Raw genomic sequence first — 26,151 nt, forward strand, 5'->3', positions numbered from 1 at the left:
AAAGTAATAATGCTAAACCACCTGGGATAAGATATAATATAATCTGATTTAGAAGAAGTGCAGTTACTGGATTTAGGAGGAAACTGAAATGGCAAATCGACCGGGGAGAGCCAACACCAAGTTTGCTGTGTTAGGCATTCTCGCCCTTGGACCACATACCGGTTATGATATTAAACAGCATATGGAACAAAGCACGAGTTATTTTTGGAATGAGAATTATGGGCAAATATATCCCAGTTTGGCGGAACTACTAGACAACTCTGATATTAATTTGGAAGTGATTCGTCAAGACGGAAAACCTGATAAAAAACTTTACAGAATAACAGATCAGGGAAGAGAGACATTGTCTCAATGGCTATCTCAGCCAACAGATTATGTGGTAGATCTCAAAAAAAACGAGTTATTATTACGAGTTTTTTTTGGCAATAATGTTTCATCTGAGAAAATCATCATGCACATAGAGGCATATCAACGTAAACTTGAAGAGAGTTTAAAAGTATTTGAAGAACTGGAAAAATGGCTTCTTAATATGGAGCATAAGGATAATAACTACAAATATTGGATGATTACAAATCAATATGGAAAGAATCACTTCACCAGTTTAATCCAGTGGTGTAAAGATAGTATTATCATTCTTAAATCATGATGATTGATCTAGATAAAATACACTCTCTTAGAATAGTTTTTGGAACCTTCTTGGGTTTATCCACGATTCTATGGGGTGTATTTTTTTTGTATTACACATAAACTTATTTCTCTTGCAACTGATCCCATCTTGTTATATATTTGTTGATATATCAACGTTGATCAAGTGTGGAGATAACTCTACATAATTAAGCAGTAATGCAGCTATTGAATTGACAGTATCCATTTGTTTCAAGAAAGTACTGTGTGAATTTCTCTACAACCCGGAAATTCAAATCCAAACTCATTCCCACTGAAGGCCGCTATTATATAGCGGCTCTCTTTATGCTGAAAATTATTAAAGCACAAGAATTTAGTCGAATTTTTGGCTAAATTAGAGTGGTATCTGATGGTGGAATAACTTAAGAAGTCATGTCAAACTAATAATACGATAAATTTAGAAAATATTACCTATATAAGAATTTTGTAATAAAAACGATATAAGAATAGTGATAAAATTTTAGAACATATTTGGAGAGAGGTGTTAATTATGGATTGATCAATTACATCTTAGGTAACTGAAAATGTCTAGATTAGAATCTGTAACCAAAAATTCATTTGGCGTGAGGAGCAACTTTCAATGAAAAAAGTGACCACTTTATTGGTAATCGGTTGTATGTTTGCAACCTTGTTTATGACTTTTTCTGCATATGCAGCTGGCAGCACAAACACTTATTACGTTGCCCCAACGGGTAGTGACAGTAATTCAGGAACAGCAAGCAAACCATTTAAAAGTATAATGAAGGCACAGTCAATAGCTTCTTCTGGTGATATCGTATATATTCGTGGAGGAGTGTATGACGATTTTGAAATTGCAAGAACCGATAGCAATTATAATTATGTACATGATATGACGAAGAGCGGGATTACCTATGAGGCTTATCCTGGAGAAAGACCTGTGTTTAATTTCGAAAATGTACCCACTAATTTGCGTGTAGCTGCTTTTCTGATTGGTGATAAAGTAACTGGCATCACGTTCAAAGGATTTGATGTGACTGGTATTAAAGTAGGGGATCAAGCGCAATCAGAAGCTTTTCGAATTAGGGGGCAAGCCGATTTCATGAATATGGCAGCTTATGATAATGAAGCCATAGGGTTTTACTATACTGCTAATGGGACCGGAACCGTTATGAATTCAGATGCATATAACAACATTGGGCCAACACCGTTATCTGCTGGAAATATTGACGGATTTGGTGCGCATGGAGGAGATGTTTCATTCATTAACTCCCGTGCATGGAATAACAGCGATGATGGATTCGACAGTATCAGTTCAACAGGAACCGTAATATATGACCATTGCTGGTCGTTTGACCATAGAGGTAATCAAAACGGTATCGGCGACAAAAATGGTTTCAAAGTGGGTGGTTATGCATATAGAACAACCGGCTTTCCAGACCCCATACCCGTTCATACTGTAAAATATTCCTTAGCTGCGAATAATGGAGCTAATGGCTTTTATGCGAATCATCAGCCCGGACAATCAGCTACTTGGATCAATAATACGGCCTTTCAAAATAGTAGAGCCAATTTCGATATGCTAGAACGCGCTAGTCAAACAGACATAACCAATATCCCCGGTTACAGAGAAGTTTTACATAATAATATCGCGTTTATGGGCACTACAATTATTAATGACAACAATTTACCGGAGAATGTGACTAATAATTCTTGGACGATCGATGGAGGGTTGGAGATCACGGCCAAAGATTTTGTAAGCCTGGATACGGCTCAACTATCTGCACCAAGAAAACAAGACGGCAGCTTGCCTGATGTTACATTTATGCTTCCTGTGGATTCCAGTCCTCTTTACCAATACAATTTAGGGTATCTTGCTGATAAGTAAACTTTATTTCAGACCGTCGATCTTGATGAAAAGATCGATGGTTTTTTGTAGTGAGTAACATCCAATCAAGATGCTATTCTCTCAAGGTGGCTAAGTTTTTTTTAAAAGTAAAAAGAGTCATGGGCACTATATAAGAAATGCTGTATTGAAAAATTATGTAATAAAAGGATTAAGGCATAGTGATCAAGAAATAATATAATATTGTAGATAATGGAGAATAGAGGAGGCCCCTATGAAACTACGTTCCCCATCTTACCTATGGAAGCTGTTACTATTCTCAATTCTCATAGGGACACTACCTGTAATTGTGCTAGGCACATTTTCCTACTATAATTCCTCCTTGAATGTACAAGAAAAGGTCAATGAGAGCAACAAAGTACTTCTCCAACAAACTCAAATGGGCGTGGAGCAAATCCTTCGGACTGTGGATAACTCGGCAACACAATTTTTGCAATCACCGATTGTAAGTAAGGCCTTCTCCAAACCAATCACAAATCAAGATTTTGAAATGGTACATGAGCTGTATAAAGGGATCGCAACCATTCAAACCTACGAGCTAGGTATTAAGGAAATATACTTATTCAGTCTTAGCAAGAAGTGGGTTGTTACAAGCGTAGGGGTCAATGAATATAGTTCTCCCAATTTCATACCTCAATTGGAAATATTCTCTCGCGAGCAAGTAGGTTCTTTCTGGACTAGAGGACCGAATGACATGCCAAATTCTTCGGAGACGGTATATTTCGTGAAAAAAGTTCCGTTTAACGCTGTCAATCCGAAAGGCATCATCTGTGTTGCGCTTTCTACCGATGTGATACAACGAAGTATGGCTATTCAAAACGGAAAATTGGGAAACGCTTTCATAATGAATCACAACTTGAATATGATTCATCGTACGGATGGGGGTATTCTGCCGGGAAGTGACATGTCTGGGCAATCTCATCTGCAACCATTAATGGAGACGCAGGCGAATGCGGGGCAATATGTATCCAAGGTGGAAGGGAAAACGGTAACTGTCACGTACCGCAAGTCTTCCTATAATGGCTGGATTTATGTGTCTGTAGCTTCTAACGAGCAATTGAACGAACAGAACCGAATTATTGGCTGGATCACCTTACTCGTTTGTTTTCTTATTTTGATTATTACTTTAATCATTGCCTGGATTGGATCAAAAAGAATGTACAGCCCCATTCAGTCCTTATATGCTGTCCTTGCAACAGTTGCTTCTCCTAAGGAAAAAGAGAAGGCTACCAGCGAGCTGCAAATTATCGGAGAACGCGTGGACAACTTGATTCGCAATCATTCACAGATCCTCAGCGAACTTCGAGGCCAACAGACGCAGCTAAGAGAGTTTTTTATGCATAAATTGCTCGCTGGCGAGATCAGTCATACAGATTTTGAGGAGAAATTAGAGTTGTATGGTGTGGAGTGTACATGGCCGTCCATGAGCCTGGTTGCCGTTCAAATCGATACATTGCAGAATACACGCTATGAAGAGAAAAATCGGGATTTGCTCATGTTTGCCATTAGTAACATGGTCGGGGAACTTGTGCCAGGGGAGCATAGGCTTGTGCCGGTAGTGACAAACGATTCTCAAGTGACTTTGATAGGGGCCTCCGAACAAGGTTCAGTGTTGAAGCAGGAGCTGTTCACATTGTCTTTGGACATCCAAAAAGCCATTGCCCAATATCTTGGAATCCGAGTGAGTATTGGAATTAGTCGTCCGTTCAACACTTTTAGCCACACCAGACGAGCAATGCACGAATCTATGACGGCATTAAAATTCAGTGTGGGGCTTGGGCAAGAGTCGATTTTATTTATTGAAGATGTGCAGCCCCAACAGAATGATCTAAGTATCTTTCCTCATGACAAGGAGCAAGCCTTGTTTGATGCCATCCGTGCAGGGAACCTTGCGCAGTCAGAAATGGAACTGAAAAATTTCATCGCGGAACTGTTTGCTTCCAATACACCGTTTCAGGACTACCATTTATCATTGTTACGACTTCTGGTCAATGTTCTCAAATTCGGACAAGAGTTATCCATTCTGTCGGATCGAATAGCAGGAGATGAATCATCCCTGATCCAGTCATTGTTCAAACTTCGTAATGTCAGTGAGATGGAGAACTGGTTTTGGACATTATTTGTGAAGCCTTATACAGAAAAACTCGAAAATCGTCGTGAAACCCAGTTCAAGCATATATCTGAAGCCATTATTGACATCATTCAACGAGAGTTCGATTCAGAGCTGACGCTAGAAAATTGTTCTGCACGGATAAACTATCACCCCCATTATGTGAGCCGTGTTTTTCGTCAGGAGACGGGAGTCAATTTCGGGGAATATCTCACGCAGTATCGTATGGATATCGCCAGGAAGTGGTTGATAGATACGAATATGAAGATTGCTGAAATTGCGGGACGCCTGCAATACAATAACTCCGCGAATTTTATCCGCTCTTTTCGTAAAACACTAGGCACCACGCCTGGAAAATACAGGGATCAACATAGAGGTCAATCTTAATTTATACAGAAAACACCCCACAGGTTACGCTGCTGAGAGCGCTCCTAAAGTGGGGTGTTTTCTTCAAAATGCACGGTTGAGCTTCCTTTTATTTATTCGCAGACTTGTTGTATTCGGCATTTATTTCTTCGATAATCTTGCTTCCGCCACCTTGCAGCCACTGATTAACAGCTTGATCCCAGTCTGCCTCTGAAGCTTTTCCCATGATAAATTTGACCGTTGCATCCTGAATGATTTTATTAAGTTCATTACCCAGCTCTATGGCGGTATTCGAGATAAATGGAGCCGCAGGATTGTTTATGGCAAACGTCGCGTTATCTCCAAACAGTTCCGTGCTAAGTTTCTCCAGTTCGGTACCATAGTTTTCAATTTGATCCTGTAAAATCATGAATTGATTGCTGTCCGTCATCTCAGCCCGCAACTTCGGATCGGAATTTAGCTGGTAACTCCCGTTCTCAATCGAATATTGTTTCCCTTCAACACCGTATTTCAAGAGATTCTGAATGTCCTTCTCCGATACCTTGTCAAAGTAGGCGAGAATCTGTTTTAATTCATCTTCAGTCTTTACGCTCGTTTTTGGAATCATGTACATCCCTAGGAACCCAGTACCTGCTCGAGTTGCTTCTCCCTTCGGGCCAGAGATTCGGTTAATCAGATTAATTTCCGCATCAGGAGAAACCTTTTTGATGTTGTCTTCAATATTTTTACCGTCTACCATATTGTCAATCCATAATCCCGCCTTACCTTTATACATTACGGTTCGACCGTCCTGGACCAGCGCAAAATCTTGATTAATGAGTTTTTCGTCATATAGTTTCCTATAAAACTTCAGGGTGTCCATGTAAGGCTCCGTCATATGGGCAGGAATGAGTTGGCCGTCTTTCACTTCCCATTCGTTCGCTCCTCCCAAATAAACTAGCATATCTTTAAATCCGGCAATATTATTACCTTGCATACCGACTGCGAGTCCAACGGTATCCTGTCTGCCGTTTTGATCCGGATCTTCTGTGGCAAACGCTTTCAAAACAGTATAAAGTTCATCCACATTTTGGGGAGATTTTAATCCAAGGTTGGTTAACCAATCTTGACGTATCATCAAACCGAAGCGAGCGATATCCCGCTCACGATAGAGACCATAAATCTTGTCGTCAATTGATGCATTCCTTAATACGATGTCGGACATCTTGTTAAGGTTCGGATAGCTTTGAAGGTAGGGTCCCAACTCCCAGAACATGCCGGATCGAGCCGCATTAATGATAAAAGAGGCTTTGGGTTCCAGTGCAACAAAGGTTTTCGGAAGTTCTCCTGATGCAACGGTCGCGCTTAACTTGTCTGTGTAAGATGAAGAAGGTACCCACGACACCGATAGATCCGTGTTCGTTTTCTCCTCCAGTAATGCAAGAATGGAGCTGTTCCCACTCATCTGCTCAGCGCTATATGTTGGCAACATCATCGTTAGAGAGAGTTTACCTTGGGAATCCCCAGCGCTTGCTCCCTGGGGAGAGTTGACATCACTCCCTCCGCAAGCAGTAATTACCAAAGTGAATGAAGCGACTAATGCGGCCGTGCTAAACAGTGACTTGCGATGCTGCTTTTTCATATATAAGTCCTCCTCATCGTAAATTCATTGCTTAAGTAAAGTGTTCACCCTTTAACCGAACCCAACAATACCCCTTTGGCGAAATGCTTTTGCAAAAAAGGATATACGAGTAATATGGGCAGTGTAGAAACAACGATTACAGCCATTTTAATGGATTGTTCCGGTGGAGATACATAGTCCGCATCCATGGCAGTGGAATCTCCGATTCCGCCCGATGCCAAAATAACGAATTGCCTCAATAGAACCTGGATTGGCCATTTGGTGTTATCGTTGATATAGAGAACGGCGCTAAAGTACGTATTCCAGTGACCTACGGCATAGAACAAGGAAAATGTGGCGATAGCCGGCATAGAGAGCGGGAGAACAATTCTGAAAAAAACGCTCAGATCATTGCAACCATCGATTTTGGCAGATTCCTCCAAGCTTTCAGGAAGCTGTTGAAAAAAATTGCGAATAATAATCAGATTAAATGCGCTGATCGCTCCAGGAATGAGCAAGGACCAATACGTATTGATCATACCCAGTTGTTTAACCACGAGAAATGTTGGAATCATTCCGCCGCTGAACAACATTGTGAATACAATCAGCATTAGGATCGGTTTGCGAAAGTCCATGTCTTTACGGGCTAGTGGATAGGCCATCAAGCATGTTAAAAATATGTTAATAAGCGTACCGAATACCGTAATGAATATGGTGACCAACAAACTTTTGATAAGGGCGGGGGTAGAAAATATATACTTATAGGCGTCCAATGAAAACTCCGTTGGAAATAAGATGAATCCGCGAAGCAATAATTCTTTCTGAGTGGCAAAGGAGCCGGCAATAACATATACAAAAGGTAGAACCGTGAGTAGTGCGAAAATAGTCAACAGTGTTATGTTCAAGCAATCGAAAATCCGGCTTCCTCGGCTTGGCGATATGTTCATTCTGTAATTCCTCCTTTCTTTAGTAAATCCCTTCTTCACCAAACCTCTTGGCTAAATGATTGGCCACCACAACAAGAATCAGACCAATAAACGATTTGAATAATCCGACGGCTGTACTGAAACTATACTGACCTTGGCTAATTCCGACCGAGTATACATACGTATCGAAAACTTCTCCAACCTCGCGATTCATTGCGTTAAGCATCAGGAAAATCTGTTCAAAGCCCGTATCCAAAAAGTTTCCCAAACGGAGAATCAACAGGATAATGATGGTGCTGCGAATTGCTGGCAATGTAATATGCCATAACTGTCGTAGTCGATTCGCTCCATCCATCCTTGCCGCTTCGTACAATTGTGGATCGACGCCTGACAACGCAGCAAGAAAAATAATCGTGCCCCAACCTGTTTCTTTCCAGATGACTTCGGCCGTAACGATCGTCCGGAACCACTCGTTGCTGGCCAGAAAATTTATTTTTTCCCTACCGAAGTATGCTAGGAGATCATTCACGATACCGCCTTCTGTGGTCAAAAAAATATAAGCAATTCCCACGACAACGACCCAAGACATAAAATGGGGAATATACACCAACGTTTGAATGGTTCGCTTGAATACGTGATGCCTCAGCTCGTTCAACATCAGTGCAATGATAATGGGAAGCGGAAAGAAAAACAAAATATTAAGGAAAGCAAGCACAAGCGTATTGCGGAATAGAACAACAAAATTGGGATCGTTAAAAAAACGTTCGAAGTGCTTGAGTCCTACAAAGGGGCTGTCCAAAAAACCTAGGAATGGTTGATAATCTTTAAAAGCGATTAGAACTCCGTACATGGGCCAATATTTAAAGAGGAGAAAATACAATAGCCCAGGAAAAAGCATGAAATATAACCAGCGATTCTTAACGATCCTTCCGAACAACGTTGGTGCTCGTGTTGTAGAGTATGGAAGGGAGTGGGCATTCAATTTTTTTTGCATGTCATCTTTTCCTTTCTGATTTGAGTCAATTTGGAATTGATTTACATAGCCATAGCATAGAAGAAACGGATGTTACCGTCGATAGTCTCTGATTGTGGAGAGTGGTCATAACGCTTGATACGGCAGGTAATGAAGCCCAATAGTCATTCGTTGCGCAAGTAATCACTTGTCGAGGGACAAGAACATGGTTCCATTGAAGTCGCTATTTTAGCGGCTATTTTATTTTATCGGTACAAGTTCTTGTCCCAAGTCGAGGACAAGAACTTGTACCGATTGCCGATTAGTCGTATATCTAATCGTTATTTGCCGTTAATTCATTAAGCTAACGGGCAGGTTAGTTTAATGATTTCTTTGTTTTCAACATAATTATGATAAAGTAAAATAGGGGGATGGAAATGAGAATAGCAAAAAGTATTGGGGTATTATCTTCAATTTGCACCATGATACTATGGATTATATTAGCTTTATTAAATCCTTACACTCATGAACGTGCTGAGAATGATGTTATCATAAGCACATTATTTTCGCTTTTGGTTCCAGCTTGTTTAGCATTGTTATCATCCGTTATCAAAAAACCATCACTTATGTTTGTTGCATTTGTCTGGTCACTTCCTATCAGTCTATATTTGACGATGACTCCGAGTATTTTTAAGTTGTTTGGAGTTACTTCTTTTATGTACCTCATATCTGGTGTTTTGACGATTAGGGAAATTAGGTCACGACTTAAGGGGATTAATTAGGGATAGAATTGACTTTGAATCATTGGGGAAATATGAACATACATCATTACGCTAACGGGAAACGTTAGCTTAATAATACAAAGAAAGCAGCCGATCAATGTGATTGGCTGCTTTTGTTCAACTAACGGGCAGGATACTGGAAATCGTTTAAAGAAATTAAAGGTGATGAAATATATTCTGCGGGGTGTGTGTATTGAGTGAAAATGAGCCTACCTGGCGGAACGGTTGAAGCAAATGAATCTTTAGCAGCGGCGGTGCAAAGAGAATTCCTTGAGGAAGCTGGTATCAACGTATAAGTAAAAGAAAATGTTGGCGTTTGGATTATTTGATTCCTTATAAATTACACAAAAAGGGCACTTCTCATATTCATCATATTGCCATCTTTTATTTAGTTCAAATAATCGGTGGTACTCCTACGCAGACTCCTGGAAAGTTCGAAGGGCAGGATTCACTTGGTGCATTATGGCTACCGAGAAAAGAAATAACTGCTGACAATTCTTCACCACTCGTTCTTCAAGCAATTCAATGACTAGAAACGAAGACAGGATACTTGGGTAGTGTTAAAGTAGAACCATTAAGCTAACGGGAAACGTTAGTGGTAGCAAAAGAGAAGTTCTACGCAAAGAAACCACTCCTTAAGAATCGGGAGTGGTTTTCGTCTATAAACTAATGTATATTTTGTGGTCAAACTGTACTTTGTGCTTAGATGCATTACGGTGAACCGTATCATAAATAAGGGTAAGTTTTTTTGAGGGGTTCCTTGCGGGGCATGGATTTGTATATATGTGTGCAGGTTTCGGGCCATGGTAACGCTGAAAAGGTACATATGGCTATCGCTTTTGGAGTGGAGCATCCTCGTCACATCCCACAGAGGGAAGAGGGCTTCGTGAATGGAGAAGATGCTGGCAGCGAACGTGCTTTTGACGGCACTTTCGCTTTTTCGCTATTCATGGTCTATGACGTTTCCCAGCGCCGTTGAGTTCCTTCAGTGGTCGAAAGTAGTCATCGAACTGAATGAGGATTGCCGCCGGAAGTGCTTTGGCACGGTGAAGTACGTGCAAATCTTGTTGTGTTTTGATGATTCTCACTTATATCCCACACGAATGAAAAGACCTGGAATAACCTTAAGACAACAGATGGGCGTGTTGTTGTGGAGGGAAACTAGAGCCAACTGCCATCCTTCCCGCAACAGCTCCGCCAGTTATGCTCTGAGATTCCTTAGCATTCACGTAGGAGATGCGCGTTGCAAGGGGCAAGTCCAAATTGGTAGTGAGTCTTAAAATATCTGGGCAGACAATCATGATCAACATCGCCGGTAAAACCAATCAATATACCCAGTTCATCGATCACCTGGCTACAACTTTTGTCGTGTCAAGGGAAGATGAGTTGCACGGGAATAATGGCATTCTTAGGAGAATAAGTATCTTCCATCTGTTCACGTAACAGCCTTACGGCTGTTCGTGCCATTTCCTGTTCATTCTGCTGCACATAAGCTACGCCTGAAAGATGTGGATTATCGAAAGATAGCAAATCGATATTGGAGTGATCGTTCAGACGACGGATAGCGGATGATGTAAGGCGTGCTGTTTCTTCAGTCAAGGAGAAAGCTGCCGAAATTTCACTGTGGTTCTGCAAGAATTCGCTTACATAGTCCAATGCATGCTCGCTGCGTAGAATGTTGAGAGGGATGTGACACCACAAGCTCTTGTCAATTGAGATACCTTGATCTGTATATGCCTGCTCGAAGCCAAGCGTGCGATCCTCGACGGCTGTATTGGCATTTTCAGGTGAGATGAGCGCAATCTGCTGATGACTCTTGGATAACAAATGGGATACAGCCTTATACGCACCGCCGTAATTATCGGATGTAATGGTGTACGTCTCAATGTTGCGCAGATAGCGGTCGATGAACACACACGGAAATTTGTCGAGCGACAGACGCAGTAATGATTCGTTGTACTTCTCATCTTCCGTCGGAAAAACGATCAGCCCCTTCACACCGAGTTCCGTTAGTGTACGGATGACGTTTGTTTCGATAGAGGAGGACTCTCGCGTGATGCTAAGTACCATGTTGAGGCCGGCTTCTTGCAGGAATTGTTCTGTGTAGTCAACGAGCTTTTGAATGACACGGGTTCTCATCGTCGGAATGATGAAGCCGATGAGTGGTATGGAGGACGCGCTGCCTTGGGATGGGGGAGAATGGATGCTAGAAACAACAAGACTTGAAGAGACAAATGAGCCTTTGCCTTGTACGCGTATAATTAATCCTTCGTCAGCGAGTAGGGTTAGGGCGTTCTTGACGGTTATTTTACTTACTCTGAATTCGTCCATTAGTTCTTGCTCAGAAGGAATGCGGTCTGTGGGCCGAAGCTGCCCTGATTTAATTTTCTGTATAATATTTTCTTGAATTTGTTTGTAGAGCGCCAGCTTTTTCAAAGAGTAGCATCTCCCCATAAACTTTATGATTTTATAATCAATTGGTTATATAAAGCTTATTTCATATATATTATAATACGGCATGTAAAGCGCTTACAATATGGAATCTAAGAAATTTTTGCGAAGGAGTCTTTTCTTTGAACGGTTAGAATTATGTTAAGGATGGTGGTGCCAAGGTAGATTGAAACCGCTTAAATTAACAGAACTAACTAGTCAGCCGACTTTTCAAATGCATAACACAAAAAGAGAGGATGACGAAGAAATGAAGAAACGCAGTACGTTAATCTCCATCGTTACAGTCCTTATTATGTCTCTTTTTTTCACAGCATGTGGTAATCCTTCTGATTCAAAAACGGAAACACAGCAATTAGGCGCTAATGCCGGTGAGAATGCAACAGAATTGTCATTTTGGACATTCGTAGATTTGCACGGCAAGCATTTGGATAAAATGCTGGGTTTATGGAACCAAGAGAACCCAGACAAACAGATTAAGTTGAATGTAACGGTTATGCCTTACGATGATATGCACAACAAGCTTTTATTGGCAGTTACAAGCGGAAAAGGTGCTCCTGATATCGCGGATATCGAGCTTGGTCAATTCCCTAAATTCCTGGAAGGTGACAACGTTCCACTGGAATCTTTGAATGATGTATTTGCACCATACAAAGACGTTGTTGTTCCTTCGCGTGTCGAGATTTACTCCAAAGCCGATCAGGTTTATGGCTTTGATTATCACGTAGGTGCAACACTTGCTTTCTACAACACTGAAATTCTCGAACAAGCAGGTGTTGACTACAAGAAAATCATAACGTGGGAAGATTACAAACAAGCAGGTATCAAGGTTTATGAAAAGACTGGCAAGTACTTAGGTACTGCTGATACATCTGCTACGTGGCAAGCATCGTTGCTGTTAGCTCAGCAAAACACTGATTTTACAGATGAAAATGGTAATCCAAAAGTTAACTCGCCTGAAATGATTAAAGCGTATGAAATGTTAGTTGATCTGCAGAAGAACAATGTTATTCATACGATCCCAGGCGGACAACCCGACACAGAAGAAGCAAAAGGCGAATACAACAAAGGCAACTACGCAAGCGCATTGATGCCTGAGTGGTACATGTCCCGCTTTGTAAACGAAATGAAGGACCTTAAAGGTAAGTATGCAATTGCTCCATTGCCTGTATTTGAAGAAGGTAATCCTCGTTCCGTTGGCTTAGGCGGTACTGGCACAGTTGTTACTAAGAGTGGTAAAAACGTTCAATTGGCCAAAGAATTTGTAGCCTTTGCTAAGCTTTCGAAAGAAGCTACTACTGAAATCTGGAATACACTTGGATTTGACCCAATCAACATGGAAGTATGGAAAGATGATGCAGTAACGAAAAACCCTGATAATGAATACGTCCAATACTTTAAAACAAATGCATTTGATACTTTGAATGAAATCAAAGACGAAATTCAAGCGATCAAATCCGTTAAAGCTTCACCGACCATCGGCAATATCTTCAATACAGTTACTTTGAACGCCATCTTTGAAGATGGTCAAGACGTGAAGGAAGCGTTGGATGAAGCACAAGCAGCAATTGAACAAGAATTGAAATAAATATAATAAGTAAATGATTTGGTTAAACCTGTCGGCAGGTATAGTAGTCGGCAGGTTTAACCTTAGTCAAGGGAGATTGAGAATATGATAAAGAAATTTGTATACTCTCAAAAAGTTGCACCTTATGTTTTTGTGTTGCCATTTATACTCATATTTTTGATATTCTGGTTTTTTCCACTTGTAAATTCATTCGTAATGAGCTTTCAAGATCGGATGTTGGGACAGGATCCTAAATGGATTGGTGAAGCAAATTATTCGAAATTACTTACCGATAAAGTGTTTTTGACATCTATTAAAAATAGCGTTGTGTACATGTTGGGAACCTTAGTGCTGTTAATTCCTTTTCCAATGTTATTCGCCGTTATGATCAACAGTAAGTTAATGAAGGGAAGAGAGTTTTTTAAATCTTCGTTCTTTCTACCTGCGTTGACATCTGTCGCAGTTGCGGGTACCATTTTCCGCCTTACATTCGGTGAAATGGAAGGTTCATTAATGAATAGTTTGCTGGGTCTATTTGGTATAGAGCCTATTAAATTTTTGAAAGACGGAAATTGGAGTATGGCAGCACTGTTAATCCTCGCATGTTGGAGATGGACAGGTGTTAATATGCTTTACTATCTATCCGGTTTGAAAAGCATTGACAATGAATATTATGAGGCTGCTTCAATTGACGGGGCATCTGCTTGGCAGAAGTTTAGAACGATCACAATGCCATTATTGAAGCCGACCACGGTATATGTCACGACAATTAGTGTTTATGCAGGTTTAGCCATGTTTACCGAGAGCCTGATGATGTTTAACGGTAACAATTCACCCAAAAATATTGGCTTAACCATTGTTGGATACCTGTATAGACAAGGGATTGAGCAGAATAAGCTGGGTTACGCAGCTGCAGTTGGTATCATTCTGTTAGTCATTGCTATGGTTATCAATTTAACGCAGTTGAAATTTAGTGGAATGTTCAAAAAGGAGGAGGATTAACGTGGGCAAAAGTCAGACGAGGAGTGATTTCATCTCTAGAATAGTAATTATTTGTTTATTCATTATACTATTCGTTTTAATTATGATTCCATTCTATGCAGTGGCCCTCTCTTCCTTTAAACCAGGTGAATCATTAGTTAGATATGGTCTTAACCTAAGTTTGGATTTTGAAATCATGAGTTTTGATAATTTCATCTATCTGTTTACTGGACAACATGATTATTTTGTGTGGTTTTGGAACAGTATGATTTTAACAATCGTTCAAGTGGTTTTAACACTTTTTGTAAGCGCATTTGTTGCTTATGGTTTTGCAGCATATGATTTTAAAGGTAAGAACTTCCTCTTTATATGTGTTTTGCTCATTATGATGGTGCCTTTCGAAATACTGCTGGTTCCTTTGTATAGCCTAATTAATGATTTGGGAATGGTGAATAGCTATTCGGCAATCATTTTGCCGGGTATAGCCAATGCCGCGACAATATTTTTCTTCAGGCAATATCTAAGAAGCATACCCAAAGAGATTATTCAATCTGGGCGGGTTGATGGGGCAAACGAGTATGCGATATATTTCAGACTAATTATGCCGATTATGAAGCCATCCTTTGCGGCAATGGCCATTCTGAATGGTATGAATAGCTGGAATAATCTGTTGTGGCCATTCATGGTGTTAGGAGATCAGAGTAAATATACACTTCCAATCGGTTTGAAAACTTTATTAACTCCTTATGGCAATAACTATGATCTATTGATCGTGGGCTCCTTCTTCTCCATCATTCCAATTTTTATACTGTTCATTGCTTTCCAGAAATACTTCATAGACGGTATGACTGCAGGTGCTGTTAAAGGGTAGTAATATTATGATGAAACAGGTGATAAGATGGCAGTCCAAAAAAGAGTGTTACACGACGTACAACCATTGATTGAGCAGAAAGCTGATCCTTTTATTTACCGACATTCAGACGGTTATTATTACTTCGTAGCATCCGTTCCGGAGTATGACCGGATTGAAATCCGTAGAGCCCAGAACCTTGAGGGGCTTGTTACATCAACTCCTGTAGTGATCTGGAGAAAGCGCGAGACGGGTATCCTTAGTGCCAATATTTGGGCACCTGAACTGCATTTTATTGATGACAAATGGTACGTGTATTTCGCTGCCGCACACACGACGGAAACGAATGAAGGCTTGTTCGACCATCGGATGTACGTGCTAGAGAATGAAAATGCCAATCCGCTCGAAGGCAGTTGGACGGAACGAGGACAGGTTCGTACCGCGTGGGAAAGCTTCGCCCTCGATGCCACTACCTTTGAGCATAATGGCAGCCGTTATTACGTATGGGCACAAAAGGATCCGAATATCGAAGGTAACTCTAATCTGTATATATCCCAAATGAGCAATCCGTGGACGCTGACTGGGCCGCAAACGATGATCTCGATGCCGGAGTATGACTGGGAGATCATTGGTTATAAAGTGAACGAAGGCGCGGCTTTTCTTCGAAAGGGTAATCTGGTATTCCTCTCTTACTCGGCTAGCGCCACCGATTTCAATTATTGCATGGGCCTGCTTGAAGCCGATGCGGATGCGGATTTGCTCGATGCCGCCTCATGGCGCAAGTCACAAACAGCGGTTCTCTCGACAGATGAGAGCATCTCGATGTATGGTCCCGGTCATAATTCCTTCACGGTGTCAGAGGCCGACGAAAAGACGCTATTTGTGTTCCACGCAAGAACGTACAAGAATATTATAGGAGATCCGCTGTACGATCCGAATCGCCATACATTTGTGACGGAGCTTTTGTGGACGGCTGACGGCAGACCCGATTTCCGCGGCTCTGTTGCAGCACTTGCACGTTCTGTAAAGTGAACGAGTGTCCCAACAAGGTTGGTTGATGGATTTGAGTTCGTTTATCCAACTTACCAAAGAGAGACAGTAAGAACATCGAAGGCACTCTACTGGGTGCCTTCGATTTCGCTCTACAGATAATACGCTGAACCGTACCATAAAGTGGTAAATTGCCTTAAAACTTGCCGCTCCAGTTAACCCGGAGAATCATATCATAAATAAGTGACTCTTGAAAAATATATAAGAGCAGGCCGCTCATTTAAAAGCACTTGTATTTAATAAATTCGGAGGACCGTAAGTACTAAATATCTTGAAATTTCGGATCCGGTTATCGGGCCTGACGAAATATTAATAAGGATGAAAGTAATCGGACTGAATTTTACAGATATTTATAGAAGGAAAGGAAACTATCATCTTACTGGGAATTCCCCGGTTTTAGTTATGAAAGGGCAGGAGTCGTTGAATAAACGGGAGCTAATGTCCAAGAAACCAGCGTTGGCGCTTGTTGCATTTGACGATGTAAAGGCTCCTAGGGGATTGTTGTATTTTATGGAGTGGCAGGGGGAGACCCTGCTCCAGTTGATCCTAGGATGTTGATGGATACGTTAAAGACTTTGACTGGTGGCGATCTTTGGAATTTCCTTACTTAGAGAAAGAATCACGATAAGCCGATTAATGCAGAGAGTACGGTATCAAAAAGAAGATTTGTCGAGGGACAAGAACATCGTCCGATTGCCGATTAGATGTATACATTAATTGAGCGAGTAAAAAAATGAAATAATAATTGCTTCTCAATCTCGTATGCGATATATTGCATATAAGAATAATAGTAAAGAGGATGAAAAACAATGCCAATTCCTAAAGATTTTTCATTACCAGTTCGCATGTCCGCAAAAGAAAGAGCGTTTTCTCAGATTCAGCGGTGGATTATTGATGGAACACTGCAACCAGGTGAAAAGCTTATTGATGCGGAAATGGCTGAATCGCTTGGAGTCAGCCGGACACCGATTCGGGAGGCATTTCAGTTACTCGAAGTTCAAGGGCTCGTGTCTATGCATCCAGGAAAAGAAACAAAAGTAACGAATATTGAGAAAAACGATATTTTTAAGATGTATTCAACCATGGCTGCTCTTCAGGCCTTGGCTGCTGAAATTACTGCCAAAATTATTGTTCCAGAACAGATCGAGAAACTAAGATCCATAAATTTGCAATTTGCAAGTTCCATTAAGAATGGCCAAGTTTATCAGGCCATGGAGGTGGATGAGCTATTTCATAATTATATTGTGGAGCTCTCAGATAATCCTTATGTGGCCACATTTAATACATCTCTTCAGATTCACATTAGGAGATTTAAATATGTGTTTTTAAAACAACCTATTACGGCTACATTCGCTTCAGTCGAAGAACATGATTTGATCATTAAAGCTTTTGAAGGCAAGAATAGCGATGATGCTCAAGTACTAATGAAACAAAATTTTATTCGTCCGATGCAGGAGCTGAACGAAATACTTTGAAGTGAGGGGTAAAAGAACATGGAAAATAAAAAAGATCTTCGTATTCGAAGCAAAGTGATCAGTGAAGGTGTTAACCGGGTACCGAACAGAGCAATGCTACGTGCAGTTGGTTTTCAGGATGATGATTTTAAAAAGCCAATGATTGGAATAGCGAGTACTTGGAGTGAGGTAACACCGTGCAATATGCACATCAATGATTTAGCGATTCAAGCCAAGATGGGAGCACGTAATCATGGCGGTGCTCCATTAATTTTCAATACAATTACCGTTTCTGATGGGATCTCGATGGGTCATGGAGGGATGTTGTTCTCGCTACCAAGTAGGGAAGCTATAGCTGATTCGATTGAAATAGTGACCGGAGCCGAGCGTTTTGACGGCATTGTTGCAATCGGTGGTTGTGACAAGAATACGCCTGCATGTTTGATGGCTATTGGACGGATGAACATTCCTTCCGTTTATGTTTATGGAGGAACCATTCAACCTGGTAATCTCGACGGTAAAAAAGTAGATATCGTTTCAGCTTTTGAAGCAGTTGGTCAATATCAAGATGGAAAAATGACAGATGAGCAGCTGCATAAGGTAGAATGTAGTGTTTGCCCAGGCCCAGGGTCTTGCGGGGGGATGTATACCGCTAATACGATGGCCGCAGCTGCAGAAGCAATGGGAATGTGTTTACCTGGTTCTTCTTCTACATCAGCCATTTCAACGAATAAAGCATTGGAATGCGCAGCAGCCGGTAAACAGGTCATATCACTTCTTGAACAGGAGATCTATCCAAGAGACATTATGACGAAAAAGGCATTTGAGAATGCAATTACTGTCGTAATGGCTTTGGGAGGTTCTACAAATGCGTTCCTTCATTTGCTCGCCATTGCTCATTCCGTAGAAGTTGATTTAACATTAGACGATTTTGAGCGAATTCGCTTGCGTGTTCCCCATTTGGCGGATCTGAAGCCAAGTGGCCAATATGTCATGCAGGATTTGAATGATATTGGTGGTGTTTCAGGGGTAATGAAGCTATTGCTCTCTGAGGGATTACTTCATGGTGATTGCCTCACCGTAACTGGTAAAACTTTGGCGGAAAATTTAGCTGAAGCTGCTCCACTTCAGAATAATCAAGAGATTATACGTCCACTAGATAATCCGCTTAAGCCAGATGGGCCACTGGTTGTGCTTCGAGGAAACCTCGCTCCTGAAGGCGCTGTTGCCAAAATGTCAGGCATGAAGATACAGCAGTTTTCCGGTCCGACAAAGGTGTACGATAGCGAGGAAGACGCGACGGAAGCGATTATGAATGATGAAATTCAGCAAGGGGACGTATTGGTCATACGCTATTGTGGTCCCAAGGGTGGACCAGGTATGCCTGAAATGCTTTCCGTTACAGCACTAATTGTAGGAAAAGGTCTCGGGGGGAAAGTTGCTCTCATAACAGATGGTAGGTTCTCTGGTGGCTCGCATGGATTTGTAGTCGGCCATGTATCACCTGAGGCACAAGTAGGTGGACCGATCTCTTTGCTGAAAAATGGGGACATTATCACCATTGACAGCGATATTCAAGAAATAAAGGTTCATGTGACAGAAGAAGAGTTGGCGGCTCGAGCGAAAGCCTGGGTACAACCTCCGCTTAAAGTAAGTTCGGGAGTACTAAGTAAGTATGCTAGATTAGTTTCTTCTGCCTCAAAAGGTGCAGTAACAGATTTGTTAGAATAGACATTTCTGTTCTGTTTTGAGTATGGTTAAGAGGCTACTCTCTCAAGAAAGTCAAACAATGGAGTGATAGATTGACTTGGCCAACAGCTTCTTTAGGATGAATTGGTTTAAGCTATAGCCTGCCCTGTTATATAGACAGTAAAAAAGAACAGCACTAGAAGAGTATGCTAAACAAATAAATGAACCTGCATACGCCTATAGCACTACTAAGTATTAAATTAAATCTGTTATGCTATTGGTATAATTTCAGTTAATGCCGGAAGACAAGAACATATTCCCATTGAAGTCGCTATTTTAGCGGCTTTTTTTTGTTATCGGTACAAGTTCGTGTCCTGAGCCAAGGACAAGAACATTGTGTTTCATTAAGCTAACGGGCAGGGTGGTTTAGTGAAGGTGGAGAATAACCTTCTGATAGGACTCTATAACAAAGCCAAGGTAATTTTATAATTTTACTGTTGTAATGGGAGATCAATATTGAAACGAATGCCTTTTGAGCGCCCAACGGAGCTTTATGACGAACAAATTTGTGAAATGTTGAAAATTCGGAAGCAGCTTTCAAACAACAATCCTGGTTTAGCGATAATTTTTTTAATGCTTGGCTAGAGATAGCAGGGGAGAGAAGTAAGAAAATTAGCGCACCTTCTTGGAACGAAGTGAATAAGATGCGAGATCGATCTTTTCCAAAAATAGCTTTTAAATATAATTTTATAGAGAAAAGCTCATCAAGTTAGAAGAAATACATGTTGTCGGAGGACAAGAACATTGTGTCATCTCGGATTAGGTAGTTATCTAAATATCATCATGATGGAACTCCTGTGCAAGATTTAAGCACATTAATGTAAGACTTCGCTTGAATAATGATTTTTTTGTATCAGGAACTAGGTTTTTTCAGACCTAAGGCAAGAAATTAGTGCCATTGCTGAAAAGGTTAAGAACATGGTACCAATGTCGATTAGAATATTTATCTTTTCATTAAGCTAATCCGACTAGTGGCATTTTCACGAGGAATGGCTGGAATGATGCTATCTGCGCGAAACATAGGTGGATATATTAATAAATTCGTTCCGGGTGGAAATGGGCCGGATCTTCAACTATATTTACCCCTTGTGTTAACTGTGTTTATTTACTCGTGCTTCATTCAAAGAAAACAAAGAATTTTTCTGAAAAAAACCTCATTTAGTTGTCTTCATATTTTCATTGCAATAATAAGCTGTTTTTCTGCTTGTGTAGTTTTACTTTTGATTTAATCCTAATTGGTGTTACGCTAGCGGGGAGCGTTAAGTTTAAACATAACAGACCAGCTGGCGAGCGGCTGTTTTTAATATGCTAAATGAGCTGTTAAGCTCAGTAGGTATTGAATTTTAAGGATACTATAAAGTCTAATAAAAGAGAGTATTAGTCATAATCAACGCAAGTGTCTCAGTAAAAAAAAGTGGAAGTAAAACCCAAAATAAAGATTGCTTAATCAGTGATTGTAAGGTAAGATTCAACTATCAAAAAAATCTAAACGTTTAAACAGCTAATGAACGATGGTTCGTATGCTTAGACAGGAGAGACCTATGAGAAAAACTAGCATAAAGGACATCGCACTTAGGGCTAATGTTTCTATTGCTACAGTCTCCTATGTACTCAACGGCACTCGCAATGTGCGTCCCGAAACGCGCAGAAGGGTCCAGGAGGCCATCGAAGCATTGAATTACAAACCGAACGAGATTGCTAAAAGCCTCCAACGTAACCGTACCAACACAATTGGTGTTATTACGGAGGATGTGACTGTTTTTAACGCTCCGAATATTATCGATGGTATTAACGACTTTGGAGACCGTCACGACCTTCATATCCTGCTAGTTAACCTTAGGCTCGACAAACGAATTGGCCGTAATTTTCAAGACGTCGAAGCTTACCGTAAGTATGCAGGCAGTGCTGTATCTGAACTGCTTGGTAAACAGGTGGATGGTATCATTTACATCGGAGTTCACACTCGCGACTTGACAGGTCTAATCAATGTTGAAGGTAAACCGATTATATACACCTACGGTTACACACAAGACGATATTTCAATTCAGTATAATGATGAACAGGCATCTTATGAAGCGATGTCGTACTTGGTACAAATGGGACACAGTCGCATCGCCATTATTAGTGGTTTAATGGATTCAATCCCTTCAAGACGCCGATTAAACGGTTATTACAAAGCAGTCACCGATTTTGAATTGCCGTTTGATCCTTCCTTAATAAAGATGGGGGATTGGGAAAGAGATTCGGGCTATAGGTACGCTAACGAGCTACTCGACATGGACAATCCGCCGACTGCGATCCTGTCAATGAACGATGTTATGGGCGTCGGGGTTCTTCAGGCCACGAAGGAAAAGGGGCTAAGCGTTCCTGAAGATATTTCTGTAGTTGGTTTTGATGATCGGGAATTCAGCGATTACCTGAGCCCACGTCTGACAACAATGGGATTACCGCTTCATGAGATGGGATATTTAGCGATAGAAACCCTTTACCGCCTAATCCATGGAGAAGATATTCAAAACCTAACCATGCCGGAATGTCGCTTGATCGAGCGCGATTCCGTTCGGAAGCTTAAAAGCTAAAAAGGCGCATGCCAATTTCCATATATAGAACCAACGCAGGTAGGCTTTGCAATACCAAAGAGGAATTTAAGTTTCTCTTTTTGAATTAATTTAAACGTTTAACTTAATTCTGATCAATGAAAGGGAGATCTGAGTGACCATTCTTAGTAATGAAAAATTCAGGATCGAGTTTGGTGAACGTGGTGCCGTTCAGTCATTGGTGATGAAAGATGATCCGCATGAGATGAATTGGGTCGTAGATCCTCATTATTTGCAAGAGGTTGGATTCCAAGAGGATGAGGATAAGCTCTTTGGCGAATGGAGTATGCAGTTGAATGATAGGTTTGTTCAAAGCTCGATGTTTGAGCCAAATATAACGAAACATAGCACGAACCATGTTACTGTTGAGTTCAAAGATGTACAGGTCAAGATCTTGTTTTCATATTTGCTGGAAGGCGATCAATTCCGCTGGGGTATCAAACTGACCAATGAATCGGATACGAACATTAAAATTCAAGGGTTGCATGTGTGGTTTTCTCTCGCCTACATTATGTTTCGGACGCAAGATGTTTACCGTAACATGCATGAATCCTGCGCTGTATTTACGCACATCGGTGGGAACTTTGCCAAGTTTGCTGCTGTACGACGAAGTAACGACGGACCTCATCTGGGAATCTACACGCTCAGAGGGAATACATCCACCATGGGTTCTCATTGTCGTTATTGTAACCGCTTTCTAGAGCAAGTTTCTCCATCTTTGGACGGCTTGTTATTCCACAGACTTTCTTTAGTGGAGGATGGGACCTCATTGAAAGATTTGGTACTTACCGATTGGATCTATGATGACGCTTACAACTCTTTAACGTTAATACCCGGGCAAGCGGAAAATTGGGAGTACGGATTTGTGTCATTCCAGAATCTGACGGATTTCTACCACCAAGGCAAGGTCCTCGGACATCCTCACTGGAGCTTTACACCCGTTGTGCCTGAAGGAGGACAATTCACAGCCTCAGTCCGTTTGCCTAGGGATCTTGAAATAAGGTCGTTAAAGCTATACAGTGCGCCTGGACACCAGAATGGCATTGAAGAGCAGGATATCTCCGCACTACTGGTTCCTTCAGAAAAGTCTATATCACTAGACGTAGGCTCTGATCAAATTAGCAACCTCGTCGTTGAACAGGAGTTCATAGTAACCCTACCCGCTGACGTACCAGGAGAACGTAAGCTGGAGTTGATACTCAAGGACGGACGTCGTGACATGCTGGTTTGGAATGTCCTTGAACCCGTTCATACATTGCTTGAAAAGCGAGCAGAATGGCTGGCAGTAAATAGCTATGAAGGCGGGGAGGCAGCGGTTCGGCCCCATGCGTTCCGTCCGTTATCTAACCAAGGTGAGTCACTGGGGAAATTGGCATTCTTATTGATGAAAAATGGGATGTCTTCACCTATTCCCGAGCAGGTTATGAGGGCGGAAGCAGCAGCGGTGCTGGATATGAAGGTGCACTGGTTCATTGAAGGTGATTTGTCCCGGCCGCAAGCTTTGTACGGTAACTTTTATCGTATCTACGATTTCGATTATATTGCGCACGTTTTTTATCTATTATCACAAATGGATGAAGAGCTGCTTCATTTGCATTCTCCTTCCGAGTATTTGAAGTGGGCCGCCGAAGTTATGTGTTTGCGACTTGATCCAGATTGCCATTCAGGTCAGCGAGAAAAGGACGAATCACGTCTAAATGGTGTGTTTATCCTTTACATACGTGAACTGCTACAAGCGTTGAAAGACAAGGGATATGCTGAATTACATAATCAACTACGACAGCTATGGGATCGCTTTGGTCGGGAAATGGAAATTGGTGTTCGGCACTACGGCGGAGCCGTTACAGAGCACTTTTATGATAATGCCGGATTTGGTCCAACGTGCACAGCATTATGTTTCCTTGGGCATACCGACAAGGCTTCACAATATGGTCAGCTTATTTTGGCAAATATCGGATTCAGCAACGACTATAGGCTGCAGAATCCGGATCGATGGTGGGAAGCACTATCTCCAATGATTCATTCCTTATGGGGCGGACTAGCGGCATCGTCGGCATTGGTTGCGTATGAACATCTCGGTAATACAGAATATCTGGAAGCAGCTTATCGCTCTACAATGGCAATCTTTCATTGCTATGACTGGAATGTAAAATCCACTCCGCGAAGGCTGGCGCAAGGTGAAGCCGCATCGACGTATAGTGTATCTGCACCCAACTTGAACATGCCGGAATTGTCGCGTAATCGTTTTGGGCAATCGGTGTTCGTGGAAGCAGATGATCCGCTGTTTGCCGCTTTGTTCTCCGATGTATCGGGGGATGACTGGGATATGGGTGAAGAATTAGTGGCGTATTTGCTGGGGTTTGGAACTACGACGTACCTCTATCGAGATGAAGAAGGCAGATTAAGATGTGTCAACGGATTCGTGACAGAAGAGCATGACGGTTGGACCGTGAAAAGTTATGCGGCGTATCCGTCCAGGTACGTATTCCGTGAAGAACACTTAGAATTCCGAGCTCCTCTAGGAACATTGCAAAAGAGCATTCGCCTGGAAAATGGAAAGTTCAGAGTTTGCCTATGACGAGTCTTCTAACTTGGCAGTTTCTACTTGTTCTATAAAGGGAAGTACAGGCTTGGTCAAAATCAGCACCATATAATCATCCGGGTATGAAACAAGACCATGTTTTTAAGTTAAACGATTAAATTCGTTGACTTGAAATAAATAGCATTGAAAAAGGGAGGAAACAAACATGAGGTTTGGTAAGCGCAAGTTGGTTCTGTCTCTCGCATTAACCTTGGCTTTCTCCACGTTAGCAGGTTGTTCCGGCAATTCGGACACTTCCGGCAATGCCAAAAATGCAGCAGCAGGTAACGGGGATCCGTCCGCTGGGGGCATCACCCTTGAGTTGTTGTATTGGGGGGATGATGTACAGAAGCAACTGGTGGAATCCGCTGCAGAAAAATATACAGCGGACACCGGGGTGAAAATTAATGCGCAGGTGTTGCCGGCAGACGGCACATTTGACACCTTCATCCAGACGAGGCTTCAATCCGGAGAACTGCCGGACATCAGTTACATGGGGGAAGCTGACATTCAAAAGTATAATGAGATGGGCATTTTAGAGGACATTTCCGACCTGCTTGCGGATGGAACCATTCCGGAGAAACTTCCTGCAATCACCATCCATACTCCAGAACAGAAAGTTATCGGTGTAGGCTTGTCCAACCAAATGGAACTGCTGTTCTATAGCAAATCGAAATTTGATGAAGCAGGCGTCCCATACCCACCTACTAAGGTTGAAGAAGCCTGGGATTGGGTTACCTTTGTTGCCAATGCTAAAAAGCTAACCAAGGATTCGAGTGGTAAGACAGCTGCCGATGCTGGATTCGATGCTGCATTGACTGAAAACTATGGTCTTGGTTTTACGGCAGGTCGTGAATTTCACCATTTCTGGGCAGCGAACGCCAATGGAGGAGGCATTGTATCCCCGGATGGAAAAGAGTTTCAATGGGATTCGCCCCAAACGACAGAAGGTATTCAAAAACTGGCTGATCTTGTGAACAAAGACAAAGTTGCTTCGGCCTTTAGCTATACCTGGAGTTCTGGAATTGGCTCCGCTGTGGATGCTTTAAGCGGGGGTTATGCCATGGCTGTGAGCGGATCTTGGGATTTAGCGAATATCAAAGGCAATGAGGACATTGGTGTAGGTGTGCTCCCAAAAATGGAGAAAGCAGTAACCATGAATGCTGGAGCTCCACTCGTTGTGTACAATACCTCCAAACATATCGAAGAGGCTAAGAAATTCTACGCCTATATGGTTAACCCAGAAAACAGCCTAGACTTGCTGAAAAGCGGAGCATGGCTACCCAATCAGGCGGACTGGTATACAGATCCAGCTTTAATTGATCAATGGACTGCTGATCTGCCAGCTAGCGCAAAGGAAACCATCCTTAGCTATGCTACGACCGAGGGTGCCATTGTCCAATGGCCAGCGTATTATGTTCCGGCTTATTTAAAAATGAACACGGAATACGAAAAGTCTATTGACCAGGCATTATCCGGCCAGAAAAGTGTCAAAGAAATTTATGATGCAATTATGCCGGCAATCAAGTCGCTGTGGGAAAGCGGCAAGGTTTCCTAATCATAGGAAGGAAGTTTGAATTCGAAAAGAGA

At 41.7% G+C, this 26,151-nt stretch carries 19 protein-coding genes and 2 pseudogenes; 17 read left to right on the forward strand and 4 right to left on the reverse strand.

What is annotated here, in order from left to right; all coding sequences use genetic code 11:
* Window positions 1–88: 88 nt before the first annotated feature.
* From J2X75_RS09015 to J2X75_RS09025, 3 genes are all read left to right on the forward strand, one after another.
* Window positions 89–646, forward strand: a complete 558-nt coding sequence (locus J2X75_RS09015; RefSeq protein WP_310335863.1) for a PadR family transcriptional regulator — start codon at window positions 89–91, stop codon at window positions 644–646.
* Between the two features lie 618 nt (window positions 647–1,264).
* Complete coding sequence (locus J2X75_RS09020) at window positions 1,265–2,530, forward strand: right-handed parallel beta-helix repeat-containing protein (RefSeq protein WP_310335864.1); 1,266 nt, start codon at window positions 1,265–1,267, stop codon at window positions 2,528–2,530.
* 232 nt (window positions 2,531–2,762) lie between these two features.
* Complete coding sequence (locus J2X75_RS09025; protein ID WP_310335865.1) at window positions 2,763–5,045, forward strand: AraC family transcriptional regulator; 2,283 nt, start codon at window positions 2,763–2,765, stop codon at window positions 5,043–5,045.
* 88 nt (window positions 5,046–5,133) lie between these two features.
* Here the strand turns inward: J2X75_RS09025 and J2X75_RS09030 are convergent, their stop codons facing one another.
* The 3 genes from J2X75_RS09030 to J2X75_RS09040 are packed head-to-tail and all read right to left on the reverse strand — an operon-like array spanning window position 5,134 to window position 8,448.
* Window positions 5,134–6,645 carry an extracellular solute-binding protein gene (locus tag J2X75_RS09030; RefSeq protein ID WP_310335867.1) on the reverse strand — a complete coding sequence of 504 codons (1,512 nt, stop codon included), beginning with the start codon at window positions 6,643–6,645 and terminating at the stop codon, window positions 5,134–5,136.
* A gap of 44 nt (window positions 6,646–6,689) precedes the next feature.
* A complete protein-coding gene (locus J2X75_RS09035) occupies window positions 6,690–7,571 on the reverse strand; it encodes a carbohydrate ABC transporter permease (protein ID WP_310335869.1) in 882 nt (293 codons plus the stop codon).
* A 19-nt stretch (window positions 7,572–7,590) separates the two neighbouring features.
* Window positions 7,591–8,448 (reverse strand): ABC transporter permease, encoded by an 858-nt coding sequence (locus J2X75_RS09040; RefSeq protein ID WP_397383514.1) that lies wholly within the window; start codon window positions 8,446–8,448, stop codon window positions 7,591–7,593.
* 491 nt (window positions 8,449–8,939) lie between these two features.
* Between J2X75_RS09040 and J2X75_RS09045 the strand changes: the two genes are divergently transcribed.
* From J2X75_RS09045 to J2X75_RS09055, 3 genes are all read left to right on the forward strand, one after another.
* Window positions 8,940–9,284, forward strand: coding sequence for a hypothetical protein (locus J2X75_RS09045; RefSeq protein WP_310335872.1), 345 nt, complete (start codon window positions 8,940–8,942; stop codon window positions 9,282–9,284).
* Window positions 9,285–9,487: 203 nt separating this feature from the next.
* Window positions 9,488–9,580: an NUDIX domain-containing protein gene (locus J2X75_RS09050; RefSeq protein ID WP_310336714.1), complete on the forward strand. Its 93-nt coding sequence runs from the start codon at window positions 9,488–9,490 to the stop codon at window positions 9,578–9,580.
* Window positions 9,581–10,053: 473 nt separating this feature from the next.
* The gene (locus tag J2X75_RS09055) at window positions 10,054–10,263 is read left to right on the forward strand and encodes a hypothetical protein (RefSeq protein WP_310335873.1); all 210 of its coding nucleotides are present in this window, start codon (window positions 10,054–10,056) and stop codon (window positions 10,261–10,263) included.
* 392 nt (window positions 10,264–10,655) lie between these two features.
* Here J2X75_RS09055 and J2X75_RS09060 read toward each other — a convergent pair whose 3' ends face one another.
* Window positions 10,656–11,720 (reverse strand): GntR family transcriptional regulator, encoded by a 1,065-nt coding sequence (locus J2X75_RS09060; protein WP_310335874.1) that lies wholly within the window; start codon window positions 11,718–11,720, stop codon window positions 10,656–10,658.
* A gap of 262 nt (window positions 11,721–11,982) precedes the next feature.
* On the opposite strand from J2X75_RS09060, the gene J2X75_RS09065 reads away from it, so the two are divergent.
* From J2X75_RS09065 to J2X75_RS09110, 11 genes and pseudogenes are all read left to right on the forward strand, one after another.
* Window positions 11,983–13,320 carry an ABC transporter substrate-binding protein gene (locus J2X75_RS09065; RefSeq protein ID WP_310335876.1) on the forward strand — a complete coding sequence of 446 codons (1,338 nt, stop codon included), beginning with the start codon at window positions 11,983–11,985 and terminating at the stop codon, window positions 13,318–13,320.
* 84 nt (window positions 13,321–13,404) lie between these two features.
* The gene (locus J2X75_RS09070) at window positions 13,405–14,301 is read left to right on the forward strand and encodes a carbohydrate ABC transporter permease (protein WP_091020079.1); all 897 of its coding nucleotides are present in this window, start codon (window positions 13,405–13,407) and stop codon (window positions 14,299–14,301) included.
* 1 nt (window position 14,302) lies between these two features.
* Entirely contained in the window at window positions 14,303–15,151 is an 849-nt protein-coding gene (locus J2X75_RS09075) for a carbohydrate ABC transporter permease (protein WP_192131357.1), read from the forward strand.
* Between the two features lie 27 nt (window positions 15,152–15,178).
* A complete protein-coding gene (locus tag J2X75_RS09080; protein ID WP_310335881.1) occupies window positions 15,179–16,162 on the forward strand; it encodes a family 43 glycosylhydrolase in 984 nt (327 codons plus the stop codon).
* Between the two features lie 238 nt (window positions 16,163–16,400).
* Window positions 16,401–16,558: pseudogene (locus tag J2X75_RS30320) on the forward strand (quinone oxidoreductase); the annotation flags it as partial.
* A 116-nt stretch (window positions 16,559–16,674) separates the two neighbouring features.
* Window positions 16,675–16,788: pseudogene (locus J2X75_RS30325) on the forward strand (quinone oxidoreductase); the annotation flags it as partial.
* Between the two features lie 201 nt (window positions 16,789–16,989).
* Window positions 16,990–17,655: a GntR family transcriptional regulator gene (locus tag J2X75_RS09090; protein WP_310335883.1), complete on the forward strand. Its 666-nt coding sequence runs from the start codon at window positions 16,990–16,992 to the stop codon at window positions 17,653–17,655.
* Window positions 17,656–17,673: 18 nt separating this feature from the next.
* Window positions 17,674–19,365: a dihydroxy-acid dehydratase gene (gene ilvD, locus J2X75_RS09095; protein WP_307535898.1), complete on the forward strand. Its 1,692-nt coding sequence runs from the start codon at window positions 17,674–17,676 to the stop codon at window positions 19,363–19,365.
* 1,559 nt (window positions 19,366–20,924) lie between these two features.
* The gene (locus J2X75_RS09100) at window positions 20,925–21,962 is read left to right on the forward strand and encodes a LacI family DNA-binding transcriptional regulator (protein WP_310335885.1); all 1,038 of its coding nucleotides are present in this window, start codon (window positions 20,925–20,927) and stop codon (window positions 21,960–21,962) included.
* Between the two features lie 133 nt (window positions 21,963–22,095).
* Window positions 22,096–24,558 carry a hypothetical protein gene (locus J2X75_RS09105; RefSeq protein ID WP_310335886.1) on the forward strand — a complete coding sequence of 821 codons (2,463 nt, stop codon included), beginning with the start codon at window positions 22,096–22,098 and terminating at the stop codon, window positions 24,556–24,558.
* A 169-nt stretch (window positions 24,559–24,727) separates the two neighbouring features.
* A complete protein-coding gene (locus J2X75_RS09110) occupies window positions 24,728–26,119 on the forward strand; it encodes an extracellular solute-binding protein (protein ID WP_310335887.1) in 1,392 nt (463 codons plus the stop codon).
* The last annotated feature ends 32 nt before the right edge of the window (window positions 26,120–26,151 follow it).

The organism is Paenibacillus sp. 2003 (genome assembly GCF_031455635.1).
GTDB classification, from domain to species: Bacteria; Bacillota; Bacilli; order Paenibacillales; family Paenibacillaceae; genus Paenibacillus; species Paenibacillus amylolyticus_B.

What these genes read in the sequence shown, in the direction of transcription:
- J2X75_RS09015 (WP_310335863.1), top strand. Translation starts at nt 89, where the DNA reads ATGGCAAATCGACCGGGGAGAGCCAACACCAAGTTTGCTGTGTTAGGC.
- J2X75_RS09020 (WP_310335864.1), top strand. Translation starts at nt 1,265, where the DNA reads ATGAAAAAAGTGACCACTTTATTGGTAATCGGTTGTATGTTTGCAACC.
- J2X75_RS09025 (WP_310335865.1), top strand. Translation starts at nt 2,763, where the DNA reads ATGAAACTACGTTCCCCATCTTACCTATGGAAGCTGTTACTATTCTCA.
- J2X75_RS09030 (WP_310335867.1), bottom strand. Translation starts at nt 6,645, where the DNA reads ATGAAAAAGCAGCATCGCAAGTCACTGTTTAGCACGGCCGCATTAGTC.
- J2X75_RS09035 (WP_310335869.1), bottom strand. Translation starts at nt 7,571, where the DNA reads ATGAACATATCGCCAAGCCGAGGAAGCCGGATTTTCGATTGCTTGAAC.
- J2X75_RS09040 (WP_397383514.1), bottom strand. Translation starts at nt 8,448, where the DNA reads ATGCTTTTTCCTGGGCTATTGTATTTTCTCCTCTTTAAATATTGGCCC.
- J2X75_RS09045 (WP_310335872.1), top strand. Translation starts at nt 8,940, where the DNA reads ATGAGAATAGCAAAAAGTATTGGGGTATTATCTTCAATTTGCACCATG.
- J2X75_RS09050 (WP_310336714.1), top strand. Translation starts at nt 9,488, where the DNA reads ATGAGCCTACCTGGCGGAACGGTTGAAGCAAATGAATCTTTAGCAGCG.
- J2X75_RS09055 (WP_310335873.1), top strand. Translation starts at nt 10,054, where the DNA reads ATGGATTTGTATATATGTGTGCAGGTTTCGGGCCATGGTAACGCTGAA.
- J2X75_RS09065 (WP_310335876.1), top strand. Translation starts at nt 11,983, where the DNA reads ATGAAGAAACGCAGTACGTTAATCTCCATCGTTACAGTCCTTATTATG.
- J2X75_RS09070 (WP_091020079.1), top strand. Translation starts at nt 13,405, where the DNA reads ATGATAAAGAAATTTGTATACTCTCAAAAAGTTGCACCTTATGTTTTT.
- J2X75_RS09080 (WP_310335881.1), top strand. Translation starts at nt 15,179, where the DNA reads ATGGCAGTCCAAAAAAGAGTGTTACACGACGTACAACCATTGATTGAG.
- J2X75_RS09090 (WP_310335883.1), top strand. Translation starts at nt 16,990, where the DNA reads ATGCCAATTCCTAAAGATTTTTCATTACCAGTTCGCATGTCCGCAAAA.
- ilvD (WP_307535898.1), top strand. Translation starts at nt 17,674, where the DNA reads ATGGAAAATAAAAAAGATCTTCGTATTCGAAGCAAAGTGATCAGTGAA.
- J2X75_RS09100 (WP_310335885.1), top strand. Translation starts at nt 20,925, where the DNA reads ATGAGAAAAACTAGCATAAAGGACATCGCACTTAGGGCTAATGTTTCT.
- J2X75_RS09110 (WP_310335887.1), top strand. Translation starts at nt 24,728, where the DNA reads ATGAGGTTTGGTAAGCGCAAGTTGGTTCTGTCTCTCGCATTAACCTTG.